The sequence below is a fragment of the Paenibacillus sp. QJM3NY_38 genome, from assembly GCF_056173265.1.
On the sequence record NZ_CM149665.1, the window covers coordinates 3,792,440 to 3,816,958 of the forward strand.

A 24,519-nucleotide genomic window follows, 5' to 3' on the forward strand; every position below is an offset into this window, starting at 1 on the left:
GGACTGATTCTCGCGTGATTATAAAAAATCCGCTGCCCTTGCCAGCCTCTCTGGACTGAATTAAAGGTACCAGTATTCAATTACATTCTATTATTTTGGAAAAACCTACAGTTGTCAATGTTATAATTATCCAATGTGAAACAACTATCGATGTTTATGACTGTCCGGTTCGTTTTTTCGAACGATGTTTAGATCATTGATGTAGTCATGCCAACAATGTGCTGAGTCATCAGACCAGACTTAGTGACCAAAGTCATAGACATAAAGTTTCATTTTTATATAATTAAATCAAATTTAGCAAATTATGGTTGTTATTCCATTCTAGGTGTGTTACATTATCCCTGATTTCATACATCGAAATAATAAGGAGGACGATGGATGTGAAGCATCGGAAAGAAACAAGTGTCGGCTGGTTGCGCATTATGTTGACCACCCTGATACTTATATTCGCAGTTCCCTTTTCCACGATGTTTGCCGACGAACCCGAAATGGAATCCAGAGCTGTGGGAGAAACTGTTGACTCTGCCCCTAACGTCACGATAATTCGTGCCAATGGTGATGTCGCCACCCCTATGGGAGCAGGCGAATGGGATTACCTTGGGAGTCTCTCAACGGTTTCCTCACAAAACCCGAATAATTACGTTCACTCTGGCGGCGGCGATTTCAAGTTTCAAGTTGTGAGCGGTCCGGGCGGCGGGGCCTGGTATCAGCTTCGGGAATACGATCCGGGCAGCAATGCCGACGAACTTGTGACTGGCTATGAATACTTTCTATACCCTGGCGACACACTGATCTACCGGGGAATCAGCAACTATGTCGACGGGGACAACAAGAAGGCAGAATTTTATGTCTATGAAAGCTTCAGTGGATCCGGCTCTGTGAAGTTATGGGATTAAACTACCGTGATTGAAATAAAAAATGAAAACAAAGTCATTGTGACATGATGGTTGCACATTAAGCTATCATATGCATCTTATTATAAGACCAACTCTGATGTGAACTGCACCCCAATTGTTAGATACCATCTAACATTGGAGGTGCAGTTCAATGATAGGTTGGTCTTTTAATATGCTTTTTATTGAATTGCCACATTCATTTGTCACTGCAACATTACTGCCCCAGGAAATATTAATAATCTAATAGACGGCCATTATCGTTCCATTGACCGTACATCTTGTTTTCTCTCGTGTTGGTTATGAATTTGTCTAATCTGCTCTTAAATAATTCCGGCTGATTCTTATAGCTTTGTATCGTGTCGATCCGAACTCTTTTATAAAGATCGGGAAATGCCATGAAATTCTCATATACTTGCTTTTCCTCTTTTAGCCTTTGTTCTACGACCCTGTCTATTCTGAAAGAACCGGGATCCATGTCAGGAAGAACCCTCCTGCCTTCCTCACTAATGAACCCCAACTTTTCGAGGCGGCGGACACGTTCTTTATTCAATTCGGTCCATGAGCTTTTTTTGCTTCTAGGAGACAGTCTCTGGGCCAGCCCGGTTTCGGACACTTTCTTTTTGACTCCATCAATCCATCCAAAGCATAAGGCTTCCTCAACGACGTCCAAATATAACAACATATGAGGGGTTGGCGTCATACTAACCAAAACCCAGCAAAACTTCTCGGTCTTGCCATGATTCTGCAGCCAAATTCTTAAATCCTCTCTCGTTTTTGCTGGAATCATATGTTCAATTTCCATAGATAAAACCTCTCCTCCTCCTTTCTAAAGGAAATATTAAAACATGGCCTTTCATTGGAAGGCCATGTTTTGAATGAGTTACTGTTTGTTGGAAATGACACTATTAAGAAACTTATCTGCGTCGCTATTAAATTTCCAGGCAACTCCGAACTGATCAACCAGCATGCCAAAGCACGAAGACCAAGGAGTATTGGATAACGGCATTACAACATGGCCGCCAACAGACAATTGATTAAAGTATTCTTCCAATGTTTGTTTGTCATCCATGACTAAACTAATAAGCACATTATTTCCTTTTACCAACTCGCCCGTTACCGCCTTCATGGAAGGCAAAATATCCGACATCATGAGTTTCCCGCCTGCAAATTCTATTGAAGACTCCATGATCATATTTAATTCGTTTTCTGGCAATGGATAATTTGGATCCTGCGGAAAATCCTTGAATTTCACTTTTTTTACCTCGTTCGCATTGAGAGCCTCCGAATAAAATTCAATCGCTTTTTCGGCGATTCCATCAAAATTCAAGTATGCTATAGCTGACATAAAGTTGTACCTCCTTCTTTTGATAAATGAAGTATAATTTATTAGTGGTGACAGACGCATGTCACCATTTAAAAATTTGTACCAAAAGAGGGGCAGCTATGGAGAAGGTTGAAAGATTAATATCGATTATCATGATATTGCTAAAAAAAGATATCGTTTCAACAAAAGAATTCGCACAATTATTTAACGTTTCCAAAAGAACGATTCTTCGCGATATGGAAACACTGAGTTTATCCAACATCCCCATCTATTCTGTTCATGGAATTCATGGCGGATACGGTATTTTGGATGAATACAAGGTGGATAAACGTCTTTTAAGCAGCTCCGACTTGGAGAATATATTGACTGCGCTCGGCGGATTGGAACAAATTCTAATTAGCGAAGAAGTTGAAGTGACTATTAAAAAAATAGAAGCCATGGTTAGCCCATTGTCACTGAAAGGTTCAGTCCGACTGTCATTTTATGATTGGGAGGGTCGGTCCGAGGTTCTTCAAACCTTGAAGACATGCCAGGAATCGATATCAGTGAAAAAAATAATTTCATTTGATTATATAGATAAAAATGGCATGATAACGAATCGAATCGTCGAACCGTATCAGCTTCATTACAGCGAGACGAGTTGGTATCTGAAGGGATTCTGTTTACATCGTCAGAGCTATAGAACATTTAAATTATCCAGGATCGATAATCTCAATATGAATGAAGAAACCTTTAACCCGAGAGATTATGCATTAGAACAAGAAACAACCCGTTATCAACCGCAACTTGTCGCTATAAAGGCATTGATTTCGCCAAGCATAAAAGATCAATTCATTGAAAGGTACGGTCGAAAGAGTATTGAAAGCTATAGTTCTGAATATTTCCTGGCTACCATCCATATTCCTCAGAACCCTATTGGATTTCAATTTTTAGCAGGTTTCGGCACCAATCTGGAAATCGTAGAACCTAAATCATACATCGAAGAGTTTCGAAATTATTTATATAAAATGGTGGAGAAATATTCTTATTTGGAAAATTAGGATTTGAGCTGGGCTTCTTTCAAAAAGCACTGTCAAACGTGCGTTCCATTGATTCGGCGTCTTTAGAAACCGCGAAGAAAATAAATCGCCCCTTCGCCTTTAACACGTGATTATCGACCAGAAAATATTCATCGGGGCGATAGTCCTTGAATTTCATTTTCTGCGCTTCGATTCGTTGCTCCATATTCTTTTTGACGCTTTCTGCCTGACTCTCATCCTTCAGCTTGATAACGGCCAATTCATCAGCTTTTACATTCGATGTAGACGTATATAGAATAAAATCATCCATGCTGTCTGCATCCATCTTATACAATTTCTGCAGCTTATTCAGATCCTGCTTTTTCATGTCTTTTAGGCTAACTGCCTGTTCGATACTTTTTCCGATTTCGGTGGCAGTCAATTGTTCTGAAGTCTTGTCATCCTTGCCTACGCAACCGGACAATACGCCAATTACGACGATGAATGCAAGCATAACGGGGTAAAAACTCCTTTTCCCGCTCCATTGTTTCTTCATTTAATCACTCCGTTACATTTTTGATGGATGGGTCCTCGAAAAACGTATTCGCATTATAAAGCAATAGCATGTCCTGAATCCCCTGTTCGTTCACGAAAGACGCTAAATCCTCATCATAATATCGAAGGTCAATCACATGTATTTCGCTAAAATGCTTTATTAAGAAAGGAATCAGGCTGTTAGCGTACGAATCTTTGACCACCAGCAGCTTTCTACCGCTCGGATTAGCCGTTTTAATATGGATTCGTGCATGGTTACCGTTAAGAAACACCGCATATTTATCCTTTCTGAGCAGCTGCTCCATCGCATACAATGAATCCGCAGTCTTCTCTTCATCGACATACGTTACGGTGTAATTCTCCTGGTCCTTTGGCAAGTAAAGCTCCAGTCGATCGGGCTTTACATGTCTGAACCCGCTTTTTGAATAAAGCGAACCGAAAAATTCATCTGTAACTTGCTGGATATTAAAGTCTTCATCATTCTGCGGTATCAGCCCCATTTGCCTGCAAAGCTCCAGATAGCCGACATAAGCGCCTTGAGTAGTCCAATGATGATCGGTTTTATAAAATATAGGTTGATCGCGCTCAGCATATAAACTTGGAAAAACATCGATGAAACGTATATTGGGATTCAGCCATTGCTTTACTTTTTTTAAGTATGCTTCTTGATCGCCGATGATCGCATATTTCGGGAGCTTGTCTTTATATAGAGCGGCTGCCGTTGGTACCAGCATCACATATTTATTCATTTCCGGCGTGGCCTGGTCAAACGAATGAATGGCTTCGATCTTCTCCCTCAAGTCCGCTTCCGCCGGGGGAATAACCTCCTGAATCAGATACCCGTTTGTTCCTAGGTAAACCCCGTTGCTCTCCTTTTTTCCCAAGAGCCGGTCCGCATCGGTTTTTGCCCCGATCCAAAAGTCTCTGAAAACAAATTGGTCGGACACATATTTTTCGAAATCGGCTGTGAAATCTCCTGACAGCAATGCTTTCAGCGAGAAATGCGGCAGCTGCTTCAGCATCCGGTTTTCCGACTCCGAAAATGAACGATCCACCGCCAAAAGATGAAGAACTGCGATTACGCTAATAAATAGGAGCAGCAATAAGGCCAGCAATTTACTTTTGAAATTTTTGTAATATTCCATGGCTGTCCCCTTTTAAAATCGAAAATATAAAAACGGATTGTAGGTTTCATTGACCAAATAAGCCGTCGACAGGATCATGAATAAAAAATAGATAAGCGGAACGGTAATCACGCCGGCGATTCTCCATTTTTCCCTCATGCAGGATAACATCTTTCCTGGAAGCGGAGTAACACAGATTGCCAACACGACAAACAATACACCATTCGTAGACAAATCATAGTGCGCCTGCTGATCCGCAAAAACATGCCCGCCGAAACCGAACATCACGCTGATGAAACGCCAAGCGGAAACCAGTTGCTCCATTTCGAACAATACCCAGCCAATCACAACGACCAGAAGCGTGTAGACATGGCCGACAAAAGCGGGTGAACGTCCAAGACTTTGCAAAAGAAATCGTTTCTCGATGATCACAAAGAATCCGAAATACAAGCCCCACACGATAAAGTTCCAGCTGGCTCCATGCCATAATCCGGTTAAAAACCATACGACCAGTAAATTCCGGAGCTGCTTCATAAAGCCTGACCTATTACCGCCAAGCGGTATATAAACGTACTCCCGAAACCAGCTGCCGAGCGAAATATGCCATCTGCGCCAAAATTCGGTTACGCTTTTTGAGATGTAGGGGTATCGGAAATTTTCCATGAAATCAAATCCGAACATTTTCCCTAGTCCCCGTGCCATGTCAGAGTAACCACTGAAATCAAAATAGATTTGCAGAGTAAATGCGGTAATGCCAAGCCAGGCGGAGAGTACGCTCAATTCCTCGATCGGCGTTGCTTTAACACTCGCCCACAATAACCCGATATTATTGGCCAACAGCACTTTTTTGGCAAGTCCCCTGATGAACAGCTCCGCCCCTTCGCCAAAACGGTCCAGCGACACCTTACGGGAAACGAGCTGTCCCGCAATATCACCGTATTTGACGATGGGACCCGCTACAAGCTGCGGGAACATGGTCACATATGCCCCAAAAGAGATGAAGTTCTTCTGCACCGATACTTTATCCAAGTATACGTCAACGACATAAGACATCGTTTGAAAGGTATAGAAAGATATGCCCACAGGCAGCGGCAAATCGGTCGCTTGGATATTCATATGAAACAACTGATTGATGTTGTCTACGACAAAGTCCGCATATTTGAAAAATCCGAGAATACCCAGACTGCCGACCATCGAGCCGATAAAAATCGATCTGGCAATCAGCTTCCGATGTCTATACTTATCGATCAGCAGCCCGTTGATATAATCAAAGACCGTGGAGAAAATCATGATGAAAATGTATATGGGCTCTCCCCATGCATAAAAAATCAGGCTGACAACAAGGAGGACAGCATTTCGAAAATTCACCGGAGATGCGTAATAGATCAGAATGGTGACCGGCAGAAAGAGGAACAGGAATATTAGGCTGCTAAAGACCAATATTCACACCTCCATGTTGATTGATCCATTGCATGTTATTCCACTTGATCTTTTAGCAGGTCCAGCATTCTTGTGTAAAACTCGGGTTTAAAATGAATCCCGTCCGAGTCGTACAGATCATTCGAGCCGTTTGAAAATATCGGGGACAAATCAACATATCCAATGTTCTCTTTTTCGGCCAACTCTTTTAAGCCTTCGTTATAATCATTGATATTTTTGTATCTTGGTTCCAGTTCTTCCGCTTTCACCGTTACCGGGGTTACCGATAAAAGGGTTATTTTCGCTTGTGGAAGCTTTTCCTTGATCATACCGATCAGCTTCGCATAGTTTTTCAAAGAATAGGTTGTGGGGTTTTCCGTTGGCCATAAAATGTCATCCGATCCCAAGTGGATAAAGATATGTTCCGGATCCCGCTTAGTCAACTCAGCCATATCTTGAAGTGCAAACTCCGCCGTTTTTCCTGCGCCTGCCAGAACATTCTCCTCTTTAAGCACATCGTGAAAAGATAAACCCTCCGTAATGGAATCCCCCACAAAAACGCTGGTCTGGAAAAGAGCTTGATACTCGGTTTCTACGGAGCCTTTTGATTCCGTTGCCTGTCCTTGGTTTTGAGTGGTCGGTTGCTGCGGACTCGAGCTTGTGGATTCGTTTCCGCATGCTGCCAAGGCAAGTGCAATACTCCCAAGGAGTAGGGTTGCAACTATTTTTTTCATGTTCATGTTCCTCTCTTTAATTTAAATTTAGAGCTTCTTTAATTCCGTCCAGAATGGAGCTTGCCATCCGGTATTGGTAATCTTCCGTCAGCATCTCATTCTCTTCTTGCGGATTCGTTAAATAACCCATTTCGATTAGAGCCGCCGGCATGTTCGAATCTTTCAAGACAAAGAAATCCTCTTTTTTTACTCCCCGGTCCCGAAATCCGCTGGTCTGAACCATATGCTTTTGCATAATTTCCGCCAAGAACCGGGAATTTTCATGGTAATAGTAGGTTTCTGTACCCGAAACACTAGCGTCTTCGTACGTATTTCCGTGAATGGATATGAATAAATCCGCACCCAGTCGATTGGCGATTTCCGGCCGTTCCCGGTCAATCGAAGATATAAAGCGATCCTCTGATCGAGTGAGAACCACCTCAATCCCTGGCTCTTGTTTTGCCAGTTCTTCTACCTTAAGCGCTACCTGCAGCGTAAAATCCTTCTCAAAACTACCACTGGCTCCCGTTGCGCCGTTATCCTTACCGCCATGTCCTGAATCAATCACGACCTTATAAGGCGTTTCCGACTGGTATTCTAGCGTTCTTATCTTATCCGAGCGGACATCCATGCCGGCTTTGCGGTCGCTTGCTGTCCCTTCCCCGGAAACAAGTTGATAGAGCAGAACGATCACCAGCGCAGACATAAGAGTGATTATAATCGAGCTGCCTTTTCTCATACCTTCTCTCCTCCTCCTGATAAAAGTGTAGTAGCCCGAGATCAAGATAAGGTGCAGATGATATCAAACTTTCATAGAGTAATAGGCTTTGGCGGCGGCAAACCAAAAAGAGCTGTTCCTGATAGGTCCATAAGAGACCTTCAAGAACAACTCTTCAATTAAAAAAGCGCAGAACCGGGTTCTACGCTTTCTTATTCAAATGAAAATAGAATAGGACACCATTGGGAGTGTTAGTTACACCATATCGGACACCATGCATTTCCAGAATCTTTTGGGAGATGGAAAGGCCCAGCCCGGTCCCTCCAGTCGACCGTTTTCGGGAAGGCTCGCCGCGATAAAACCGGTCCCAGATCTTCTCAAGCTGTTCGCTTTGAATGTGGACTCCTTTATTTTCGATGCATACTTTAACGGTGTCCCCATCTTCCAAGATACTGACGAGAATGGACTCCTGCTCCGGTGTATAGCGAATCGCGTTGCTGAGGAAATTGACAACGACCTGCTCCATTCGCCGCTCATTTGCCAGCACTTCGACTGGCTTCAGTGACATATCAAGATGTAACTGCTTTGTTTCGATGTCCGCAGCCAATTTTGTGCATACCCGCTCGATAACGGTGTCGATATAAAAAGAATCCATGTCCATGGTATACGTTCCGGATTCGTACTTGGCCAATTCCAGCATATCCACGATCAGCAGATCCATTCTTTTGACCTCGTCCTCCATCGCCTTAAAGTAATAATCCCTTTTATGGCTTGCCACCCCGTCCTTCATAATGGCCAGACAGCTCTGAATAACGCTTAGCGGAGTTTTCAGCTCGTGGGATACGCCGGATATAAATTCTTTTCTCGTATTCTCCAGCTGCTTTTCTTTCTCGATATCCTGCTCAAGCCGAAGAAAATGAGAGTGCAGGCGCTCGGAGAGCTCATTAATGTTGCGTGATAAGTCCCCGATTTCATCCTTCGTTGTAATGGGGATTTTCTCCGAAAAATCAAGGTCTGCCATTTGCCGTGTGGTACGGTTGATGCGCAGCAGCGGCCGAGTGATCTGACGAGAATAATAGAACGATGCCAGCACCACGAGAAGCAGAGTAGCAATAATGATGTACACATAGTATTCCTTGATCATCCCTGCGGCTTCATTAACCGGCTGGAGTGACGCCATCGCGAACAGATATGCGGGATTTCCGTCGCGATCTTGGATACGATTCACGAAAATTTTGTAATTCACATCATTTTCTTTATAATCCACGATCTGATTGGGGTTCTTGCTATCCTTCCAGTCGCCGTATAAAAGATCCGCTTGGAAAGCCTTGATGCGGTCCAGCAACAAGTGATTGGTATAAAGCGAGACCCCTGCGCCTTCCGGTAACTGGACCTTCATAATGGTTCCCTCGACCAGAAATGTGGGATATTTCTCAAAGTATTGGTTCGGACTCTCAAATCGAGTGACGACCTCGTACTCTTTTCTCACCATCTGCGAATTTTCCAGCCTGCTTTCGTCTCTTAGGTTAGAATTGCCCCTTCCCATACGCTGGATCACCGGCTGGCCATTCATAATCAAACCTTCCATGGCGATCTCTTCCCCTTCTTTAATCCAAGGCGTGAGGAAGGGATTATCACTGCTGAAGTCCTCTACGTCGATCACACTATACAGAGGAATGGTCATCGTTTTATTGGAAAACATGGTTTCATCCGAATGTCTTAGCTTGACTTCCATGAAGAAATCATCGGTGTACTTTAAATTACCTTGGGTGTCCACAGTCGTAACCCAGATGTTATGCTTTTGATAAAAATCTTGCTCCAGCTTTGCCGTCTCCTGCGTGTCCGTTGTTTGATTCAGGTAGTCTTGTTCATAAACCTGAAGCGCCGCGCTCACGTCCTTCACTTTCTGATGAACATAATACTGTTTGAAAAATACGGTCTGCAAGGTAAAGATAACAGCAAGAATGAATAAGCATAATCCCGTCGTAAATAGAAACAGCTTTAGAACAATCCCTTGCTTCATAACTTGTCCTCGAACTTGTAACCTGATCGAACGATCGTGACAATATGCTTGGCGTGCTCTCCCAGCTTGGAACGCAGATTGCGGATATGACTGTTGACCGTGCGATCATCACCGACAAAATCATACCCCCAAATTTTTGTAATCAGCTGTTCTCTGGTTATAATAATTCCTTTGTTTTTCATCAGATAAGCCAGAATTTCAAATTCCGTATGCGTCAAACTGCAGTTTTCCCCATCCACCGCCACCGTTCGGGATGGAAAGTGGATGGAAATACCGTTGCTGGATAGTGTATCGTCTTCTTGTTCCCGAGTCTGTCTGCTCTCCAAAAGCCGCTTCGCCCGTGCCAGCAGGATTGGAGGGCTGTACGGTTTGGTTACGTAGTCGTCGGCTCCCAGTTCAAAACCCATCAAGGTATCATCCTCATCCGAACGGGCCGTCAGCATGATAATCGGAACGTTAGATACTTTTCGGATGCGTTTGCATACGGACCATCCGTCCAATCCAGGGAGCATGATATCCAGAATGATCAGATCCAGCTCATGTTCCTGGAATAGCGCCAAAGCTTTTCTGCCATCATCCGCTTCGAGCACTTCATAACCTTCTTCAAGCAAATAATCTTTTATGATTTCTCGTAAAATATGCTCATCTTCTACAATCATTATTGTTTTAGACATGTGACAACCTCTCAAGTTTATATGAGCATGAGCATTAGCCCCTCAAACTCACCAGTGTGTACTTCAGTTGGATCGTAACACTTTTTCAAATACTAGACAAACGTTGTCATCTAAGACACAACTCTAATCTATTTTGGGACTAATCATAGAATAGAGAAATCAAGATCGGGTGCAGACAAGATCAATATGGAGTGATTATGTAACAAGCTTCGTCTTAAACTCTTGTCGTTCAATTAGAAAAAAACTAATACTACAACTGAAAAAAGCCGCAATTTATGCGGCTTTCAAAATCCATATGTCATTGTCATCTGAATCATCTGACAATTTCGGCATCCTGCCATGAAGTTCCTTCATACATTTAATTACCGCTCAAGCTACCTGACGTAGTGAGTCGGAATAAGAGTTTCGTTCACTTCTCCATTCCCGTACCGGCGCCCGTCAGGCCGAGGCGGCTGTTGAACAGCTGCTCGATTCGGGTGCAGGTATCCGCCGGGGTTTCCATGCCGGCCCACAGCAGATTCAGTTCATCCAGCAGCGTCAATATTTCAGATTGGCTCAGGTTAAGGGTATGAAGCGGATAAGCGTGAGGCAGCACCTCCAGAAAACGGTTATAGTGCTGCGGATGAATGTCCGGATTCAGCAGACGGTCATCCTCGGCCACCGACCGCAAAGCCGGAATGGTGCAGCCGTGCTTCTTCAGCAGCGTCTGCGCCTCCTCACCTGTCATAAAATCCACGAGTTTCTCGGCGATACTCCGATGACTGCTCGCAGCATTGATCGACAGCCCCCCTCCAAGCAGCATCGTTGCGGGCTTGGTGCCGTTCGGCAGGGTCATTACATCCCAGTCGATGGAATGGTCGCGGAATTCATTCATGAAGTAATAGGTGGACATGATCATGGCAACCCGTTCCTTCATAAAGAGGCTCTCGGCCAAATGACTGCTGCCATGGGAGAAGATCGGCGACACATGCTCCTTGTACATAAGCGATACGCAAAACTCCAAAGCTTCGATATTCCGCTGATCCGCCATCGTGCTCCGGCTGCGGTCTGCAGCCATAATGCTGCCGTCATTTTGAAGCAGGAAGACCGGCCAGCGGTTCGGAGACGAGGAGAAGCAGAAGCCGTAATGATCGGTCATTCCGTCTTCGTCCGGGGCCGATGTGCAGGCTTTGGCCGCCGCCAGCAGCTCCTTCCAGTCGCCAAGACTGATAGGGTAAGGCAGGCCGTGCTGACGGAAGATCGAACGGTTGTAGCAGATGACCACCGGAGAGAAGACGAACGGCGCCGCAAGTATGTCGCCTTCATGATTGAACAGCTCGAAGACCCGCGGATAGCTGACCCCTTCCTCCCTGAGACGAGGAGGAACATATCCTGTCAGCAGATTCGTTCGCCCGCTTTCGGTCCATTCCCGGAAATGCTGATCCGACATAATAAACAGATCGGGGCCCTGACCGTCATCAATGGACCGAATGATGGTTTCGGTGTAGAAGTCCTCGGCGTACAGCACCATTTCCACCTGAACGAACGGATGCTTCCGCTCAAACGCCTCGATCATTTTCTCGATAATCGGAATCTCATAGGAGGAAGAGAACCAGGCGAGTCTCAGTACGACAGGCGTTCTGTCCTCATCCGGCTCCTTCACACGGTTGCCCTTGCCCGCAATCTTCTCGATCAGTCCTTCGTTCACCAGCTCATCCAGCGCCTTCCGGATCGATACCCGGCTCATTTCATACTTCTGGCTAAGCGTATTTTCCGGCAAAATAAATTCACCCGGCTGCAGAACACCGGAGACAATTTCATTTCTCAATTCCTGGACAAAGCGTTCATAACGCTCATGAAATTCATTTCTTCTACGTAACAATATATACCGCTCCTATACATGTCTATAACAATCAGTATATCATGAGGAACATCAGGATTCCATGTACTCCGCTTAAAGAACGTGTATATATTTTACTCTGCAAGCTTCTTCTCAAGAAAAGCATAGGCACGCTGGCGGATATCCGGCGGGAAGTCATGCCCTTCATGACCGATCCAGCATTCGAAAGCAGATGAAGCGCCAAGAAAATCATACAAGCCATCCAGTTCCCCAAGACCCGATGCAATCTCACGCCAGTTCGGAAAAATCGGATCTCGCATCCCGCACCACATCAACATCGGCACCGGAGCCGCAAGCGCCGCGATTTCATGCCATTCGAATGGAAGATCGCCGTTACTCAGGCTGTCCGTTATGGAAGGAATATGGGAAAACCACTCCCGCTGCCCCCAGCGGTTCGGCTCCGGATCACCGCGGAACATCGTAAACCCGCAGCTCGAGACGACAGCCTTGATGCGTTTATCCATTCCGGCCAGAAACCAGCCATTATAGCCGCCCAGCGCATGACCGATGACGCCGATCCGGTGGGAGTTTACCTGCGGCAGCGAGGACAGCACATCGACCGCCGTGATGTGGTCGGAGAGCATTTTACCAACCGCAGTCCACGCGGGGTGATGCCGATAGAACGGAGCGGTTTGAAATGGCGCTTCCCCTGCATAGACCCGGTCGCCGAATGTGATGGAGTCCGGTGCCAGCACGGCAAATCCGCGCTGAACCAGCTCCAGGGCATACCGCCGATTCTCCCGACCGGAAGGCAGACATACATCGTCTTTTCCGTTCTCGGTTGTCGGATGAAGAGCCAGAACAGCGGGATAACCTCCCTCAGCTGGCTTTCCATGAGGAAGCAGAAGATAAGCTTGGATCGGATCCCCTTCCGGGGAATGGTAAACGATCTTAAGTCTTGTGTGATCTTCCTCGTCATGCTCTGATATCACCCGGAAGCCACCGCTGTCTGCGGCCGCTTTCGGCTTGTAATCAACCGGCCCCGGGGGCTCCCCCAACAGCTGCAGCCAGCGCTCTCTCAGTCTGGACTCCTTCTCCATCCAAGCATCAAGGGTATGTATACCCTCTAATAGCGGCATCATGTTCCCATTAAACCGATTCATAAAATGAATTACCCTCCTCTTCCAGCCGATACCGCCACAGCTCAGCAAAGGAACCGAAATACACGTCTCCGTTCAGGCAGGCGATCCCACTGGTAGCTTCAGCCGGAAGCCGGTCCAGCAGCTCTGGCTCCATGTTTACAGGATTCACGGTGAACAAAGCCCTGCTCAGCAGACCCAAGAGGAATGGACGGCCCTCCCGCTCGGTCATGAGCAGCCCCTGCCGAACAATACGGCCCCATGTAGAAAGATCGCTCCAGTGAACCACTTGTTGCAGGTCAGCATCATAAACGAAAAATACCGATTCCGAGGTCAGTCCATACAGGATGCCCTTCACGCCGGGAGCCAGCTGAGCAATCTCTTTGGCTCCTTGGATCGGCACCCAGCGCCGAATCACTTTCCGGTCAGGCCAACTCAACTCATACATCGCCGCTTCCCCCGCCTTGCTTATCCCACCGCCAGGTGTTTCAATGCTGGTGCCCCCGAATACCCTGCCGTCCGGCAGTACCGCCAGCGAAATCGTGCTCTGCCCGCTGACAATTTCCTGGTGCTCTAGCATCTCCACCTGACCGGCCTGCACATCCACGATGCCGAGCCCGCCGCCTGCGGCACCATAACCGGGAAATCCGCCATACAGAACATGACGGCCGTCCGGATGCGCGGCCGCGCATCTCGGCCTGTGGACAGCGGCATTTTCATAGATCAGCCTAGGATTCCGACAGAGTCCTTCTTCCGTATTCCAATCTTTCGCCGTATCCAACAGATGGACCATGCCGCCTGCATATGCCGCACCCACGATGATGTTCCCTTGAGCCGCATAAGCGGCGATATTACCGCCGCCTCCCCGCTCTACAATATCGCCGCCCCAATCGGTCAGACGTCCGGCTGTGGTATCATAAGTAAACAGATGAAGCGGGTGGTTCGAGGTGCCGTACAAAATGCCGTCCGGGCCTCCATACAGCGGGGAGAGGGGTGTTCCGCCTCCCTTGTAAGCAAGCGGTATCCGGCTCAAGCTCCCGTCCGCTTCCATGATGACGACCTGCCTGTCGGACAGCTGCCATTTCAGCAGCGTTCGACCGCCGTCAAGGTCCAGATGCAGCTTGTTGTAACCTGCTCCCTTATACAGGGATGGACCGACTTCCTCCGCCGGCACCTGCTCCACCCCGTGCTCGCCAAGCCGGTACCATCGTCCGTCTCCATTCTCACCTGAAGGCAGCCAGCCGTAGACAGAGCCGTTGCAGCCCTGGAGAACGGCAGCGCTGCCGGGCATATCCGGGGGTCCCTCGAGCAATATCTCCAGCTCGCCGGTTTCTTCATGGAAGCAGGCAATGGCCGACGATGTCGTGCCTAGTCCCGCATAGATCTTCCCGCCGCTTCCGCATGCTAGCGTCATGGCATACTTCCTCTCGGAATCCAGCCTGCATAACGTGCGAGATGAATCCGACGAAGCGTCGAGCTCAACCAGATAGCTTCCCGGGTACGCTGTGGCGTAAACCCGTCCATCCCCTTTAACGGCAAATGCAAATCCCGCTTCCTCTTCCCCTTCAGGAACCCGGTGCTGTCCAACAAATGCTGGAGTGAACGGATCTACAATGTAAAAATAGCGGCCTGCTCCCGTATAGAACCACCCCCGGAGATCACTGGCCGACGCGAACGGATACTGGCTCTCACCCCCCGGAAAATAAAGCTGGCTGCAGCTACCCGTCTCGGGATCCACAATCAGCACGTATCCCCGGGCAGCGATTACGATGCGTTCGGCTCCGTCGTCTCTACGACAGACCGCCGCTGACCGGCTCTCATCCACGTCTGCGGGAACGCCGATCCGCTCAAAAGCCCCCATCCTCGCCGGGATCTTACCGCCGCCCACTTTATCCGTATTACTCATCGCTTTTGGCATAACAAGCACCCACCTTGGCAACTGCGTGAATAATATCCTCAATATCCTTCAGCGAGTAGAATTCGTTCAGTGGAATCTGAACCGCCGTGACCAGAATCTCCTCCGCTACTGGACACAGGCCGGGTTTATAGGAAACGCTGCTGCCGTCAAACGGAAAATGGCTTCCCGGATAAGCCTGCCGCTTCTGGAACAGCGGCTGCAAATAACATACCTGTGGGATATAGCCGGCACGGTTCGGGATGCCCTCCGCCTCCAGCGCTCTGCAAAACTCTTCGCGGCTGCAGGTCAATTGATCCAGGTCAAGCCGCAGCATGTAGAACCAGTATGTACAGTCATGCTCCGGGTCAACCTGCGGCGGAATGACACCCTTAATACCTTGCAATCCTTCATTGAGCCGGTCCCCGTATTTCTGACGCCGCTCGCATATCCAGGGCAGCTTCTTCAACTGGGCGATTCCGACGGCTCCCTGCAGCTCGGTCATCCGGTAATTCGGTGCAATATAACTCGTTCCTCGGTCAACCGTGGTGCCTAGACGCCGATAGTTTTTGTCCGCAAAGGCGTGAGCGGTTTCGTAATCCTCGCGCGCTCCCGAATTGATCAGCACCATACCGCCGTCCCCGGTGGAAATATGCTTGAAATCATTCGTGCTGAAACAGCCGTAATCTCCGATGGTCCCGGTCAGCCTGCCCTTGTACCGGGTCAAATAGGCCTGTGCGCAATCCTCGATAACCTTGATGCCATGCTTCTTCGCGATCTTCATAATCGGATCCATATCGCACGGATATCCCGCGAGATGGACGACGATAATGGCTTTGGTTCTCGGTGTGATGCGCGCCTCAACCGAAGCCGGATCCATATTGTAAGTGTGCGGCTCCAGATCGGCAAACACCGGGATGGCATTCTGATACAGAATGCCGATCAGCGTTCCCTGGTCCGTAATCGGGCTTGTTATGACCTCATCCCCTACGGAGACGCCAGCCGCACCAAGCGCGACATGAAGGGCAGCGGTGCCGGAGGATGTCGCCACACTGTATTCCCGGCCGTACATCGCATTGAAATCGGCCAAAAACTGTTTAACCTTGGAGCCGAAATGATAAAATAGCGTGTTTTGCTCCAGCGCCTCAAGCAGCTGCGCGGCCTCCTCATCCCCGAATCTTTTACCTGTGCCAAAAGGACCGGTCTTGACTGGCGCTCCACCATGAATCGCTAACATTTCCACGATCTGATTCCTCCTCATCGTCGTTATTCAGCTGCTGATTTCACGCTGCTCGCCGCTTCTGCACACGGGCGCCCAAAGCGAATTTCCGTCCGTGAAGCTGACGGGTCCGCCTCCGCATTCAAAGGCTGACGCAATACCGCTCCCTGCGGAAGATTCTCGGCAATCAGGATTCCGTCTGCTCCGACCCGCAGTACCGCAGCTCGTCTGGCCTGCTCCCATCGAGTGATTTCCTCGCTCGTCCAGAACGCATAACCAAGACGCTTCGCGGTTTCGACGGCAAGCGTAAGCGCGTGCCGGACCTGCTCCAGGTTATGGATATGCTGCTGGTGAAACAGAAAGTGAGCGACGCCGCGGACCTCCGCCACCTTTTCGAGAAACGGGGCAATCACCGACACATCCGAAAGTGTGGGATGCTCCAGATCCTGGGTCAGAAAGCCGATCTGCAGCACCCGGTAAAGCCGATTTCGCTCATGAGAACGAGCGATAGGATAATAGGGGTGGCAGGTACCGAACGGAAAGCCGACATTTCCTTTTTTGCTCGGCCCCCGGGTCTGATCCGCTTCAATGCCGTTCAACTCGCACCATTCATAGAGCTCTCCCCAGCCCTCAAACCGGGTATAGTGGTTCTTGTTCGATACGATTGGCGATCCGCTGGTGCTCCGGATCACGTTCAGTTGACGTGTGAATTCTTCGGCGCTCCATATGCCATTCTCCTGCTCCAAAGCATTGAAGTGAAAAGCCAGCTCATGCCCGGCTGCCCGAATTTCCTTGTACAACGAAGGAGAGTAACCCGGCTCGATCATGCACCAGGTCGATCGGACGCCGTTATTCTGAAGCACGCTCAAGGTCGTTCGGGCCGCCTCCTCAACGTTGAAGTCGCTGTCGTGCGAAATCATGGCCACCTGATGGACGCCTTCCGGCCAATAATCCAGAAACGGAAGAGACAATCCAAGCGCATCCGCTTCCTCCATCAGCTGGCGGACAATCACCTCGCGCCACCAGTCTGCATACGGCGTATCAAAATAAGGCATACCGGTCTCTGTCACCGAGCGGTCCTCATTCCAGTCCAGCTCACACCGGTCATCCGCCTTCAGAATGCCTTCGTCCACCGCTCCTGTTCCGTCCGGAGCAGGTATGCCGTCTTGCACGACCGGCCCTCCGCCCTGCTGCAGCATGACGATGTTCGCAGGAATGTCCACATTCCAGCGGATCAGCCGTCCGCCGCCGAGCGGGAACTTGATGACGGCCGCGGACGCCTCGGCACCATCTTTCCATAGCCGGCGCAGAACGCCGTCTGCTTCAACCGGCATGACAGATGTCTGCGATACCATCCACGGATCACTGATTACCGCCCTCAGAACCGGAATGCCTTGCGCATATTTTAACCCCGACAGATTGCCATACACCGCATCCCGGATGGCAAACCGGGTACAGCCCAGCCGGCCGGCCATACGATTCAATCCACCGTAGCTGATGAGCGTCGCACCCTGTCGGGCCCACTGCTCCAGTCGGTTCAGATCCTCTTCCTTCTCTCCAGCGTGCAGCACGACGATGATATCGGGATGATAGGACTCAAGGGTATCGGCATCATCAAACCTTGTATAAGGAATGCCGGCATGCCCAAGCACCTCCTCCAGATAAAGCTGAAACAGGTCCTGGCCGTGTCTCCAGAGGTACTCCGCCGACCGCTTGTTAAACCATAAACCGATTTTGGCTGTCTTTCTCATGATACATCTCTCCCCCTTCCCCTGCTCGCATTCTCATAGGTGCCTGTCATCCAATGCAGAACAGGGGCAAAATGATTTGCCCCGCCGTTCTACAGATCATTTATAAAGCGTCACTTTAACCAATCTCACTTAAAAAGTGCTTTAGGATCCTTCTCTTTTATATTCGCGTTGTATTCCTGGACGATCTGGGCCCCGCCTTTGTCCATGTACTCCTGAACCAGTTTATCCCAATCGGATACGGGACGGGTGCCTGCAATCATTTTCACCTGCTCATCCATGACATACTTTTTCAGTTCTGTGCCTTTCTCGTTGTCCGTCGGCGACTCCAGTCCATTGATCGGGTTGATATAAAGCTTCATATCCTTGTACATCGTTTCAATGGCGGCTACAAGATCTACCAGCTGTTTGGTCTGATACGTAATAGAATATACATTGTCCGAGTCCTGAGGTACCCAGGATGAATTATCAACATAATACGTTGATGGCCCCAGGCCGTCTCTGCCGAAGTTCTCGTTGAAGACAGGCACGCCGTCTTGCATAACGTAACCTGAACCCACTTTGCCTGACCACCAGTCAAAATCGGCGTTCTTCTCATTCTTCTGATCCTGCGGATAGAATTTGCGGCCGAAATCGATCATTTCCAGCACTTTCTTCAGCTTTTCCGGCTCATCCTCAAGTTTAGCGCTCAGCACGGTAAGACCGTTATACCCTGCTCCAGCCGTCAGCCCCTTGTTTCCGAATGGGTCTTCGAACGGCTCCAGGTGTATAAACTCGGCTTCGGGATGTATCGCCAGCAGCCCGTTCATATAGTCCTGCGACATGCCGCGCGGCGTTCCGATGAAGATGCCTGCCTTGCCGGAATAGAATTCCTTGTTCGTGTCTCCCCAGTTCAGGATCGCGTAGTCCTTCGTCATGGCTCCCTGCTTGTAAAGCTCGGACAGCATCGTAATAAACTCCCGGCGGCCTTCACCGATTATGCCCGGGATGTAGTTGCCCTGCGCATCCTGATGGTACCAGGCATCCGGGTCCCAATAGGGTCCCTGGTTAAAGTTTGGATTAATATCCTGGCCGATGGCAATCCCGTACGTGTCCTTTTTGCTGTTGCCGTCCGGATCTCCGTTCGTAAACGCCAGCGCTACCTCCTTCAGCTCCTCATAATTGGTCGGTGGTTTCAGACCAAGCTTATCAAGCCAATCCTTGCGGATCACCGGTACCACCTGATACTTCGGGGCATATTGTGGAATCGCATAAATTTTGCCGTTTACTCGCATGGAGTCCCATATGTAATCGGGCACGGCCTTCAAGGTCGGATAATCGTTGATGTACGGCTCGAGGTCCAAAAACGCACCCTGCTTCGCAAACTTGTTGTAGCGGTTTTTCAAGTCGGTCGACATTAAGCCGATCATATCCGGAATCTGACCTGATGCGAATACAGCGTTGATCTTTTCATCAAAAGCGGTGTTCGGTACAAAAACAGGCTTATAGTCCACATTGAATTTCTCGTTGATCATGTCAATGCCGGGACTTGAAGTCGGCGGCGGATCGCCATACCGGAAATCGATTGCGGTAATCGAGTACTTTGCATCCGCCTGCGCCGGGCTCTTATCTCCCGAAGCCGGGGCTTTCGGCTGCTCCTCCGCTTTCGGCTGGCCGCCGCATGCAGCCAGGCTGATAGAGAGCAAGGCCGCCATGACTGCGGTAAGTCTGCGTTTCTTTAACATGAGCTTTCCCCCATTCATATCAATGTCGGAGTGTGACCTCCATCTATGATTCATTCGGACAGCCGCCATGGTCCGGCCGTGCGAAGTCATCAACCTTTGACGGCGCCCAGCATGACGCCCTTGGCGAAGTGCTTCTGCAGGAACGGATACACGATCAGGATCGGCAGCGTCGCCATCAGAATGGCGGCCATCTGAATCGTCTCGGGCGGAGGCGGATTTTCGAGGAACATATTGTCCCCCCCGAGCGTGCCTGTCGTTTCCCCCACCACCACTATCTGTCTCAGCACCACCTGAATCGTCCATTTGGAGGGATCATTGATGTACAGAATCGGCGCAAAATAGTTGTTCCAGTGCGTGACTGCATAAAACAGGCTGAATGCCGCCAGTGCAGGCTTCGAGAGCGGCAGGATGATACGCCCGAAAATCTGCAGGTCATTCGCGCCATCCACAATGCCTGCCTCGATCATGTCGCTTGGGATGTTCATGAAAAATTGGCGGATGACAATCAGGTTGAAGGGCGCAATGGCCACCGGCAGAATAAGCGACCAGATGGAATCAAGCAGCCCTGTTTCCTGCACGACCAGATAGGTCGGAATCATGCCGGCCGAGAACAGGAGCGCAAATACGACCATAAACATAACGGTGCGTTGACCGACGATCGGACGGGACAAGGCGTATGCCATCGTCGCCGTAAAAAACAGATTGACGATGGTGCCAAGCACGGTAACCACCGAGGTGTTCAGCAGCGCCTGCCGGAACGTTCTGGAGGCCCAAATATATTCATAGGCGTCGGTCGTCCACTTGGACGGCCAAAGCAGCAGCTTGCTGCCCAGAAAATCCTCGAACGAGGAAAATGAAACCGAGAACAAATATACAAACGGAAATAGCATGACCGCGGATATGACAAGCAGCAGACTGATATTCACACCGTTAAACAAACGGTCCGCGATGGATTTTTGCTTCATGTGTCGATCTCCTCTCTGAAAGAATCGAATCGCTTAATATACGCCCTGCTCGCCAAAACGCTTGGACAGCCTGTTGGCGGCCATGACCAGCACGAGACCGACCAGTCCCTTGAATACGCCGACCGCGGTAGAGAAGCTGTAGTCCGACTGTTGAATACCCTTGTAATACACAAAGGTGTCGAGCGTATTGCCGATGTGCATGTTAAAGGCGTTCAGCTGAAGGAACACCTGCTCGAAGCCGATCTCCAGCACGTCACCGAGGCGTATGATCAGCATGATAATGATCGTGCTGCGGATGGCGGGCAGCGTAATATGCCAGATTTGGCGGAAGCGTCCTGCGCCGTCCATGACGGCCGCCTCGTACAGAGCCGGGTTAACGCCTGCGAGCGCCGCCAGGAAGATAATCGTTCCCCAGCCGGCTTCCTTCCATATGACCTCCAGCACCAGAAAGGCACGGAAATAATCGGGTTCAGTCAGAAAAGGAATCGTCTGCTCCAGGCCGAGCAGCTCGCGGAGCACATCGTTGATCAGTCCTTCATTTCGGAAAAAGATCGTCACGATGCCGACCACCACGACCCAGGACAGAAAATGCGGCATGTAAACGATGGATTGCAGCCCTCTTTTCAAGAGCGGATTGGTCACCTCGTTCAGCATGATGGCCAGAAAGATCGGTGCCGGAAATGCGAACGCGATTTGCAGAAAGGAAATGGTCAGGGTATTCCAGATAACCTGGATCACCTCGGAGCTTTCGAAAATCCGGGCAAAGTTCGCGAATCCGACCCAAGGACTCTCCGCAAATCCCCGGAACGGACTGTATTCTTTAAAGGCAAGTGATATGCCCAGCATGGGCAGATACCGGTACACAATAAAATAGAGTAGGCCCGGCAGCAGCAAGAGGTACAAATAACGGTCCCTCCACATTCGAGTTCGGATTCGCTTCCATGCGCTCTTTTTGGCAGGAGCCGGTTTATTGATTTTCGAAGTCACGGTTTCCACATAGCTTCTCTCCCTTCCGCCTGACCACCTCTGCCGATGTTCATAAGATTCCATTCATAATAGCCGGGTGGCGTGGTTTGTTCGACTTCCACGCCGGCAGTTATCAGCTTCAGCTTGAAGAGAACTTCTACCGGATGGGGATTATGCACGAAGCAGGTTGAATCGCGGGCATCGGTGTATATGCTTAGAGGCAGTTCCGCCTCGAAAGCGATGTCCCCACCGGACAGCCGCTCCGCCTTCCATAAATTAAGCTTGCCGTCACCGGAGATGCGGGCGGTATCTCCCAGGAAAGTAATGCCTCGGTAGCGTGCTTCAGCCGCGTCAGCGCAGAACAGCCAGACATCCTCCGTCCCGTTCTGCCATTCCACCGTTAAACCGTAGGTAAGGCTGCCGGCATTCTGTTCCTTTTGACGGATTTCCAGCCTTTCACCATATTGGAATCGCGGGTTGATCAGCGTGAGAAACCGCCGTCTTTTTCCCGACGCGCCCCCGACAGCAACATAAGGACCGTAGCTCTCCGCCCCTGGGTATTCACGGAGGGAAAGCATCTTCTCCTCGGGAAAAGGGAACATGAGCTGCAGAGCGGCCTTCTCACCCTGGAATACAACGGAGTCGCTTTCCAGGTTCTCGCCCGGTGCCTTGGGCTCATCGCCATCCAGAACCGCCGAGGTCGTATGAAACAGCAGTTCCGCCTCATCTGAATCCTGATGCAGCTCCACATCATCCACGACGACGTAATAAGCCGAATCGATATGTATGACAGATCGCTGGTAGCCTTTCAGCAGCCCCCCATAACTTTCGGTAGCGTTCCCGACAACCGCCTCGAATGACGGTAGCAGCAGTTCCTCCCGAAGATCGCCTCCTCCCAGGTGGAGCTGTCCCTGACCCTTGACGAGCAGCGAATTGTGTCCTACCGTGCCGGTAGTGTAATCCGCCTTCGGACCGGGTACATAATCCTGATAGCCAGGATTGGTCAGCAGCCATTCTCCGCCGACATTGATCACCAGATTGTTCTGGTCTCTGTGATTATGGTCCTTCGCCGAGCTGCTTGAGGTGAAGCACAGCAGATGATCCTCATCCCCCCATCCTGACCGCAGGGCGGCCCAGCCTACGCTCCGGAAGACCGCTGAAGCACATGCGCCGTACAGCTCTGACGGGCTCTTCGGGGAGGTCTCTTTCCGCAAATAAAGAAGCGAATTGTGATGTGCCGCAGCATGCTTCTGCAAGTACCACACCGCTGCCGGATGGCCGTAATGGGTAGCTGTCATGGCCATGAGGTATGCGATATCGAGCTTGGAAAATGAATCCGACAGATTCGGGAACGAGCTCTCCTCCCCCGGCGCCATCAGCCGAAAAAAACGCTCGGGAAGCTCTTCCCGTAAATACGGGTCCTGAACCAGGCTGTCATCGCCGCTGATCCTCCGGTAAAGATCCGCCGCCATCCAGGCATGTCGTGCTGCCACATTGTCGTACAGCAGCCCCTCTGTTTCGCCGGACACCCGTTTTCGTTCCAGATAGCTCTGAAGATAAGTAAGTCCGGCGTTTAAATATTTGGCGGCAAACGCGACCTCATCCATGATCGCCGCCGCACCGTACACCATCGCCACCTGCTTGGCTGCGACAATATTGTGCATATCACTGCTTCCGATATCGATGGCCAGCGGCTGCAGCCCTTTTTCCAGAATGGCTTGGCGAATGGATCGCCGCTCATCCTCCGTTAGAAGACGGTGAATGGCATCATAGGCACTCGAAACGCCAAGCAGCAGGTGAGCGTTGCTCAGATTTCCTTCTGCACCCCGCTCGTCAAACTCATACCATTTGCCGAAGGAAGTCAGGGACATCAGATGCTCCTTCACTCGCTCCGCATATTTTCTTTCATTCGTCACCAGGAAGGCCGTGGACATGACGACCAGCCGATCCTCAATCGCTCTGGCATACATCGTCCAGAAGGGGAAGAAGGTATGGCCTTGCGGTTCGGGCGCCCGCTTCGGCTCTGTCAGAGGCAGCTCAACCTTCCACTGCTCCGATATGGACGGATACAGCACTTCGAAGCTTTCTTCCTCCACATAGGCGTCCGCTTTTGCCAAATATTCCTCCCATAGCCGAGATGCATCGATGATCCTCAAAAAACGGCCGTCGCCCGGCTTAATCCGTTCCCGAAATGTCTTGAGTTCTTCTTCCGAAAACAATATTCTCGGATGGTCATGCAGCTTCATGCCTGAAGCCATACCTGCCGGCTGTACCCGCACCTTCCAGCTGCACGCTGATGGGCTATCGCCCTGGAAGTATACCGATACCTCCGTCTCGCCCGGCTTTAGCCCGGTTATCAGACTTCCGTTCACCCCAAGTGTCTCCGGATCGCTGCAAGTAATTCTATACGCTGAATCCGATTGGGGTTCTAGTCTCCCGCAGGGCGCCACCAGCATGAAGCTCAGCCGGTGCTCCTCCCCCGTCTCCAGCAGCGAGGGCTTTATAAATTCCATCCGCAGCATCAATCTCAGCTCCTCCGTTAATTAGTGAGTTTCTTCCTGTACAATCGACCAAGAAAACGCTGTCATAATTTTATGGCAA

At 49.7% G+C, this 24,519-nt stretch carries 20 protein-coding genes; 2 read left to right on the plus strand and 18 right to left on the minus strand.

What is annotated here, in order from left to right:
• Nucleotides 1–380: 380 nt before the first annotated feature.
• Nucleotides 381–896, plus strand: a complete 516-nt coding sequence (locus AC0VZ8_RS17415) for a hypothetical protein (RefSeq protein ID WP_162487530.1) — start codon at nucleotides 381–383, stop codon at nucleotides 894–896.
• A 232-nt stretch (nucleotides 897–1,128) separates the two neighbouring features.
• Here AC0VZ8_RS17415 and AC0VZ8_RS17420 read toward each other — a convergent pair whose 3' ends face one another.
• Both AC0VZ8_RS17420 and AC0VZ8_RS17425 read right to left on the minus strand, forming a co-directional pair.
• On the minus strand, nucleotides 1,129–1,698 hold the full coding sequence (locus tag AC0VZ8_RS17420) for a YdeI/OmpD-associated family protein (RefSeq protein WP_475483821.1): 570 nt from the start codon (nucleotides 1,696–1,698) through the stop codon (nucleotides 1,129–1,131).
• A 78-nt stretch (nucleotides 1,699–1,776) separates the two neighbouring features.
• Nucleotides 1,777–2,241, minus strand: a complete 465-nt coding sequence (locus tag AC0VZ8_RS17425; RefSeq protein WP_260067793.1) for a VOC family protein — start codon at nucleotides 2,239–2,241, stop codon at nucleotides 1,777–1,779.
• 98 nt (nucleotides 2,242–2,339) lie between these two features.
• Between AC0VZ8_RS17425 and AC0VZ8_RS17430 the strand changes: the two genes are divergently transcribed.
• The gene (locus tag AC0VZ8_RS17430; RefSeq protein WP_475483822.1) at nucleotides 2,340–3,260 is read left to right on the plus strand and encodes a helix-turn-helix transcriptional regulator; all 921 of its coding nucleotides are present in this window, start codon (nucleotides 2,340–2,342) and stop codon (nucleotides 3,258–3,260) included.
• Between the two features lie 19 nt (nucleotides 3,261–3,279).
• Here the strand turns inward: AC0VZ8_RS17430 and AC0VZ8_RS17435 are convergent, their stop codons facing one another.
• From AC0VZ8_RS17435 to AC0VZ8_RS17510, 16 genes are all read right to left on the minus strand, one after another.
• Nucleotides 3,280–3,774, minus strand: a complete 495-nt coding sequence (locus AC0VZ8_RS17435; RefSeq protein WP_475483823.1) for a DUF4358 domain-containing protein — start codon at nucleotides 3,772–3,774, stop codon at nucleotides 3,280–3,282.
• A gap of 4 nt (nucleotides 3,775–3,778) precedes the next feature.
• Nucleotides 3,779–4,918: a DHHW family protein gene (locus tag AC0VZ8_RS17440; RefSeq protein ID WP_475483824.1), complete on the minus strand. Its 1,140-nt coding sequence runs from the start codon at nucleotides 4,916–4,918 to the stop codon at nucleotides 3,779–3,781.
• Nucleotides 4,919–4,930: 12 nt separating this feature from the next.
• Entirely contained in the window at nucleotides 4,931–6,337 is a 1,407-nt protein-coding gene (locus tag AC0VZ8_RS17445; protein ID WP_475483825.1) for an MBOAT family O-acyltransferase, read from the minus strand.
• A 35-nt stretch (nucleotides 6,338–6,372) separates the two neighbouring features.
• The gene (locus AC0VZ8_RS17450) at nucleotides 6,373–7,050 is read right to left on the minus strand and encodes a GDSL-type esterase/lipase family protein (RefSeq protein ID WP_475483826.1); all 678 of its coding nucleotides are present in this window, start codon (nucleotides 7,048–7,050) and stop codon (nucleotides 6,373–6,375) included.
• 16 nt (nucleotides 7,051–7,066) lie between these two features.
• Nucleotides 7,067–7,768, minus strand: coding sequence for an N-acetylmuramoyl-L-alanine amidase family protein (locus AC0VZ8_RS17455; RefSeq protein WP_475483827.1), 702 nt, complete (start codon nucleotides 7,766–7,768; stop codon nucleotides 7,067–7,069).
• Nucleotides 7,769–7,949: 181 nt separating this feature from the next.
• Complete coding sequence (locus tag AC0VZ8_RS17460; RefSeq protein WP_475483828.1) at nucleotides 7,950–9,770, minus strand: sensor histidine kinase; 1,821 nt, start codon at nucleotides 9,768–9,770, stop codon at nucleotides 7,950–7,952.
• Complete coding sequence (locus AC0VZ8_RS17465; protein WP_475483829.1) at nucleotides 9,767–10,444, minus strand: response regulator transcription factor; 678 nt, start codon at nucleotides 10,442–10,444, stop codon at nucleotides 9,767–9,769. Before AC0VZ8_RS17465 ends, AC0VZ8_RS17460 begins: the two co-directional genes overlap by 4 nt.
• A gap of 409 nt (nucleotides 10,445–10,853) precedes the next feature.
• Entirely contained in the window at nucleotides 10,854–12,305 is a 1,452-nt protein-coding gene (locus tag AC0VZ8_RS17470; protein ID WP_475483830.1) for an extracellular solute-binding protein, read from the minus strand.
• Between the two features lie 92 nt (nucleotides 12,306–12,397).
• Nucleotides 12,398–13,426 (minus strand): alpha/beta hydrolase family protein, encoded by a 1,029-nt coding sequence (locus AC0VZ8_RS17475; RefSeq protein WP_475483831.1) that lies wholly within the window; start codon nucleotides 13,424–13,426, stop codon nucleotides 12,398–12,400.
• Nucleotides 13,413–15,320, minus strand: coding sequence for an NHL repeat-containing protein (locus tag AC0VZ8_RS17480; RefSeq protein WP_475483832.1), 1,908 nt, complete (start codon nucleotides 15,318–15,320; stop codon nucleotides 13,413–13,415). Before AC0VZ8_RS17480 ends, AC0VZ8_RS17475 begins: the two co-directional genes overlap by 14 nt.
• Entirely contained in the window at nucleotides 15,301–16,539 is a 1,239-nt protein-coding gene (locus tag AC0VZ8_RS17485; RefSeq protein WP_475483833.1) for a DegT/DnrJ/EryC1/StrS family aminotransferase, read from the minus strand. The genes AC0VZ8_RS17480 and AC0VZ8_RS17485 overlap by 20 nt, the downstream gene beginning before the upstream one ends.
• Before the next feature lie 23 nt (nucleotides 16,540–16,562).
• Nucleotides 16,563–18,266, minus strand: coding sequence for a polysaccharide deacetylase family protein (locus AC0VZ8_RS17490; RefSeq protein ID WP_475483834.1), 1,704 nt, complete (start codon nucleotides 18,264–18,266; stop codon nucleotides 16,563–16,565).
• A 125-nt stretch (nucleotides 18,267–18,391) separates the two neighbouring features.
• The gene (locus AC0VZ8_RS17495) at nucleotides 18,392–19,987 is read right to left on the minus strand and encodes an extracellular solute-binding protein (RefSeq protein WP_475483835.1); all 1,596 of its coding nucleotides are present in this window, start codon (nucleotides 19,985–19,987) and stop codon (nucleotides 18,392–18,394) included.
• Between the two features lie 89 nt (nucleotides 19,988–20,076).
• Nucleotides 20,077–20,952 carry a carbohydrate ABC transporter permease gene (locus AC0VZ8_RS17500; RefSeq protein ID WP_071218964.1) on the minus strand — a complete coding sequence of 292 codons (876 nt, stop codon included), beginning with the start codon at nucleotides 20,950–20,952 and terminating at the stop codon, nucleotides 20,077–20,079.
• A gap of 33 nt (nucleotides 20,953–20,985) precedes the next feature.
• Nucleotides 20,986–21,948 carry an ABC transporter permease gene (locus tag AC0VZ8_RS17505; RefSeq protein ID WP_475483836.1) on the minus strand — a complete coding sequence of 321 codons (963 nt, stop codon included), beginning with the start codon at nucleotides 21,946–21,948 and terminating at the stop codon, nucleotides 20,986–20,988.
• On the minus strand, nucleotides 21,936–24,440 hold the full coding sequence (locus tag AC0VZ8_RS17510) for a heparinase II/III domain-containing protein (RefSeq protein ID WP_475483837.1): 2,505 nt from the start codon (nucleotides 24,438–24,440) through the stop codon (nucleotides 21,936–21,938). Before AC0VZ8_RS17510 ends, AC0VZ8_RS17505 begins: the two co-directional genes overlap by 13 nt.
• Nucleotides 24,441–24,519: the final 79 nt, after the last annotated feature.

Bases quoted from the DNA above. Each gene is read 5' to 3' on its own strand.
- AC0VZ8_RS17420 (WP_475483821.1), bottom strand. From the start codon at position 1,698: ATGGAAATTGAACATATGATTCCAGCAAAAACGAGAGAGGATTTAAGA.
- AC0VZ8_RS17425 (WP_260067793.1), bottom strand. From the start codon at position 2,241: ATGTCAGCTATAGCATACTTGAATTTTGATGGAATCGCCGAAAAAGCG.
- AC0VZ8_RS17430 (WP_475483822.1), top strand. From the start codon at position 2,340: ATGGAGAAGGTTGAAAGATTAATATCGATTATCATGATATTGCTAAAA.
- AC0VZ8_RS17435 (WP_475483823.1), bottom strand. From the start codon at position 3,774: ATGAAGAAACAATGGAGCGGGAAAAGGAGTTTTTACCCCGTTATGCTT.
- AC0VZ8_RS17440 (WP_475483824.1), bottom strand. From the start codon at position 4,918: ATGGAATATTACAAAAATTTCAAAAGTAAATTGCTGGCCTTATTGCTG.
- AC0VZ8_RS17450 (WP_475483826.1), bottom strand. From the start codon at position 7,050: ATGAAAAAAATAGTTGCAACCCTACTCCTTGGGAGTATTGCACTTGCC.
- AC0VZ8_RS17455 (WP_475483827.1), bottom strand. From the start codon at position 7,768: ATGAGAAAAGGCAGCTCGATTATAATCACTCTTATGTCTGCGCTGGTG.
- AC0VZ8_RS17460 (WP_475483828.1), bottom strand. From the start codon at position 9,770: ATGAAGCAAGGGATTGTTCTAAAGCTGTTTCTATTTACGACGGGATTA.
- AC0VZ8_RS17465 (WP_475483829.1), bottom strand. From the start codon at position 10,444: ATGTCTAAAACAATAATGATTGTAGAAGATGAGCATATTTTACGAGAA.
- AC0VZ8_RS17475 (WP_475483831.1), bottom strand. From the start codon at position 13,426: ATGAATCGGTTTAATGGGAACATGATGCCGCTATTAGAGGGTATACAT.
- AC0VZ8_RS17480 (WP_475483832.1), bottom strand. From the start codon at position 15,320: ATGCCAAAAGCGATGAGTAATACGGATAAAGTGGGCGGCGGTAAGATC.
- AC0VZ8_RS17490 (WP_475483834.1), bottom strand. From the start codon at position 18,266: ATGAGAAAGACAGCCAAAATCGGTTTATGGTTTAACAAGCGGTCGGCG.
- AC0VZ8_RS17495 (WP_475483835.1), bottom strand. From the start codon at position 19,987: ATGTTAAAGAAACGCAGACTTACCGCAGTCATGGCGGCCTTGCTCTCT.
- AC0VZ8_RS17500 (WP_071218964.1), bottom strand. From the start codon at position 20,952: ATGAAGCAAAAATCCATCGCGGACCGTTTGTTTAACGGTGTGAATATC.
- AC0VZ8_RS17510 (WP_475483837.1), bottom strand. From the start codon at position 24,440: ATGCTGCGGATGGAATTTATAAAGCCCTCGCTGCTGGAGACGGGGGAG.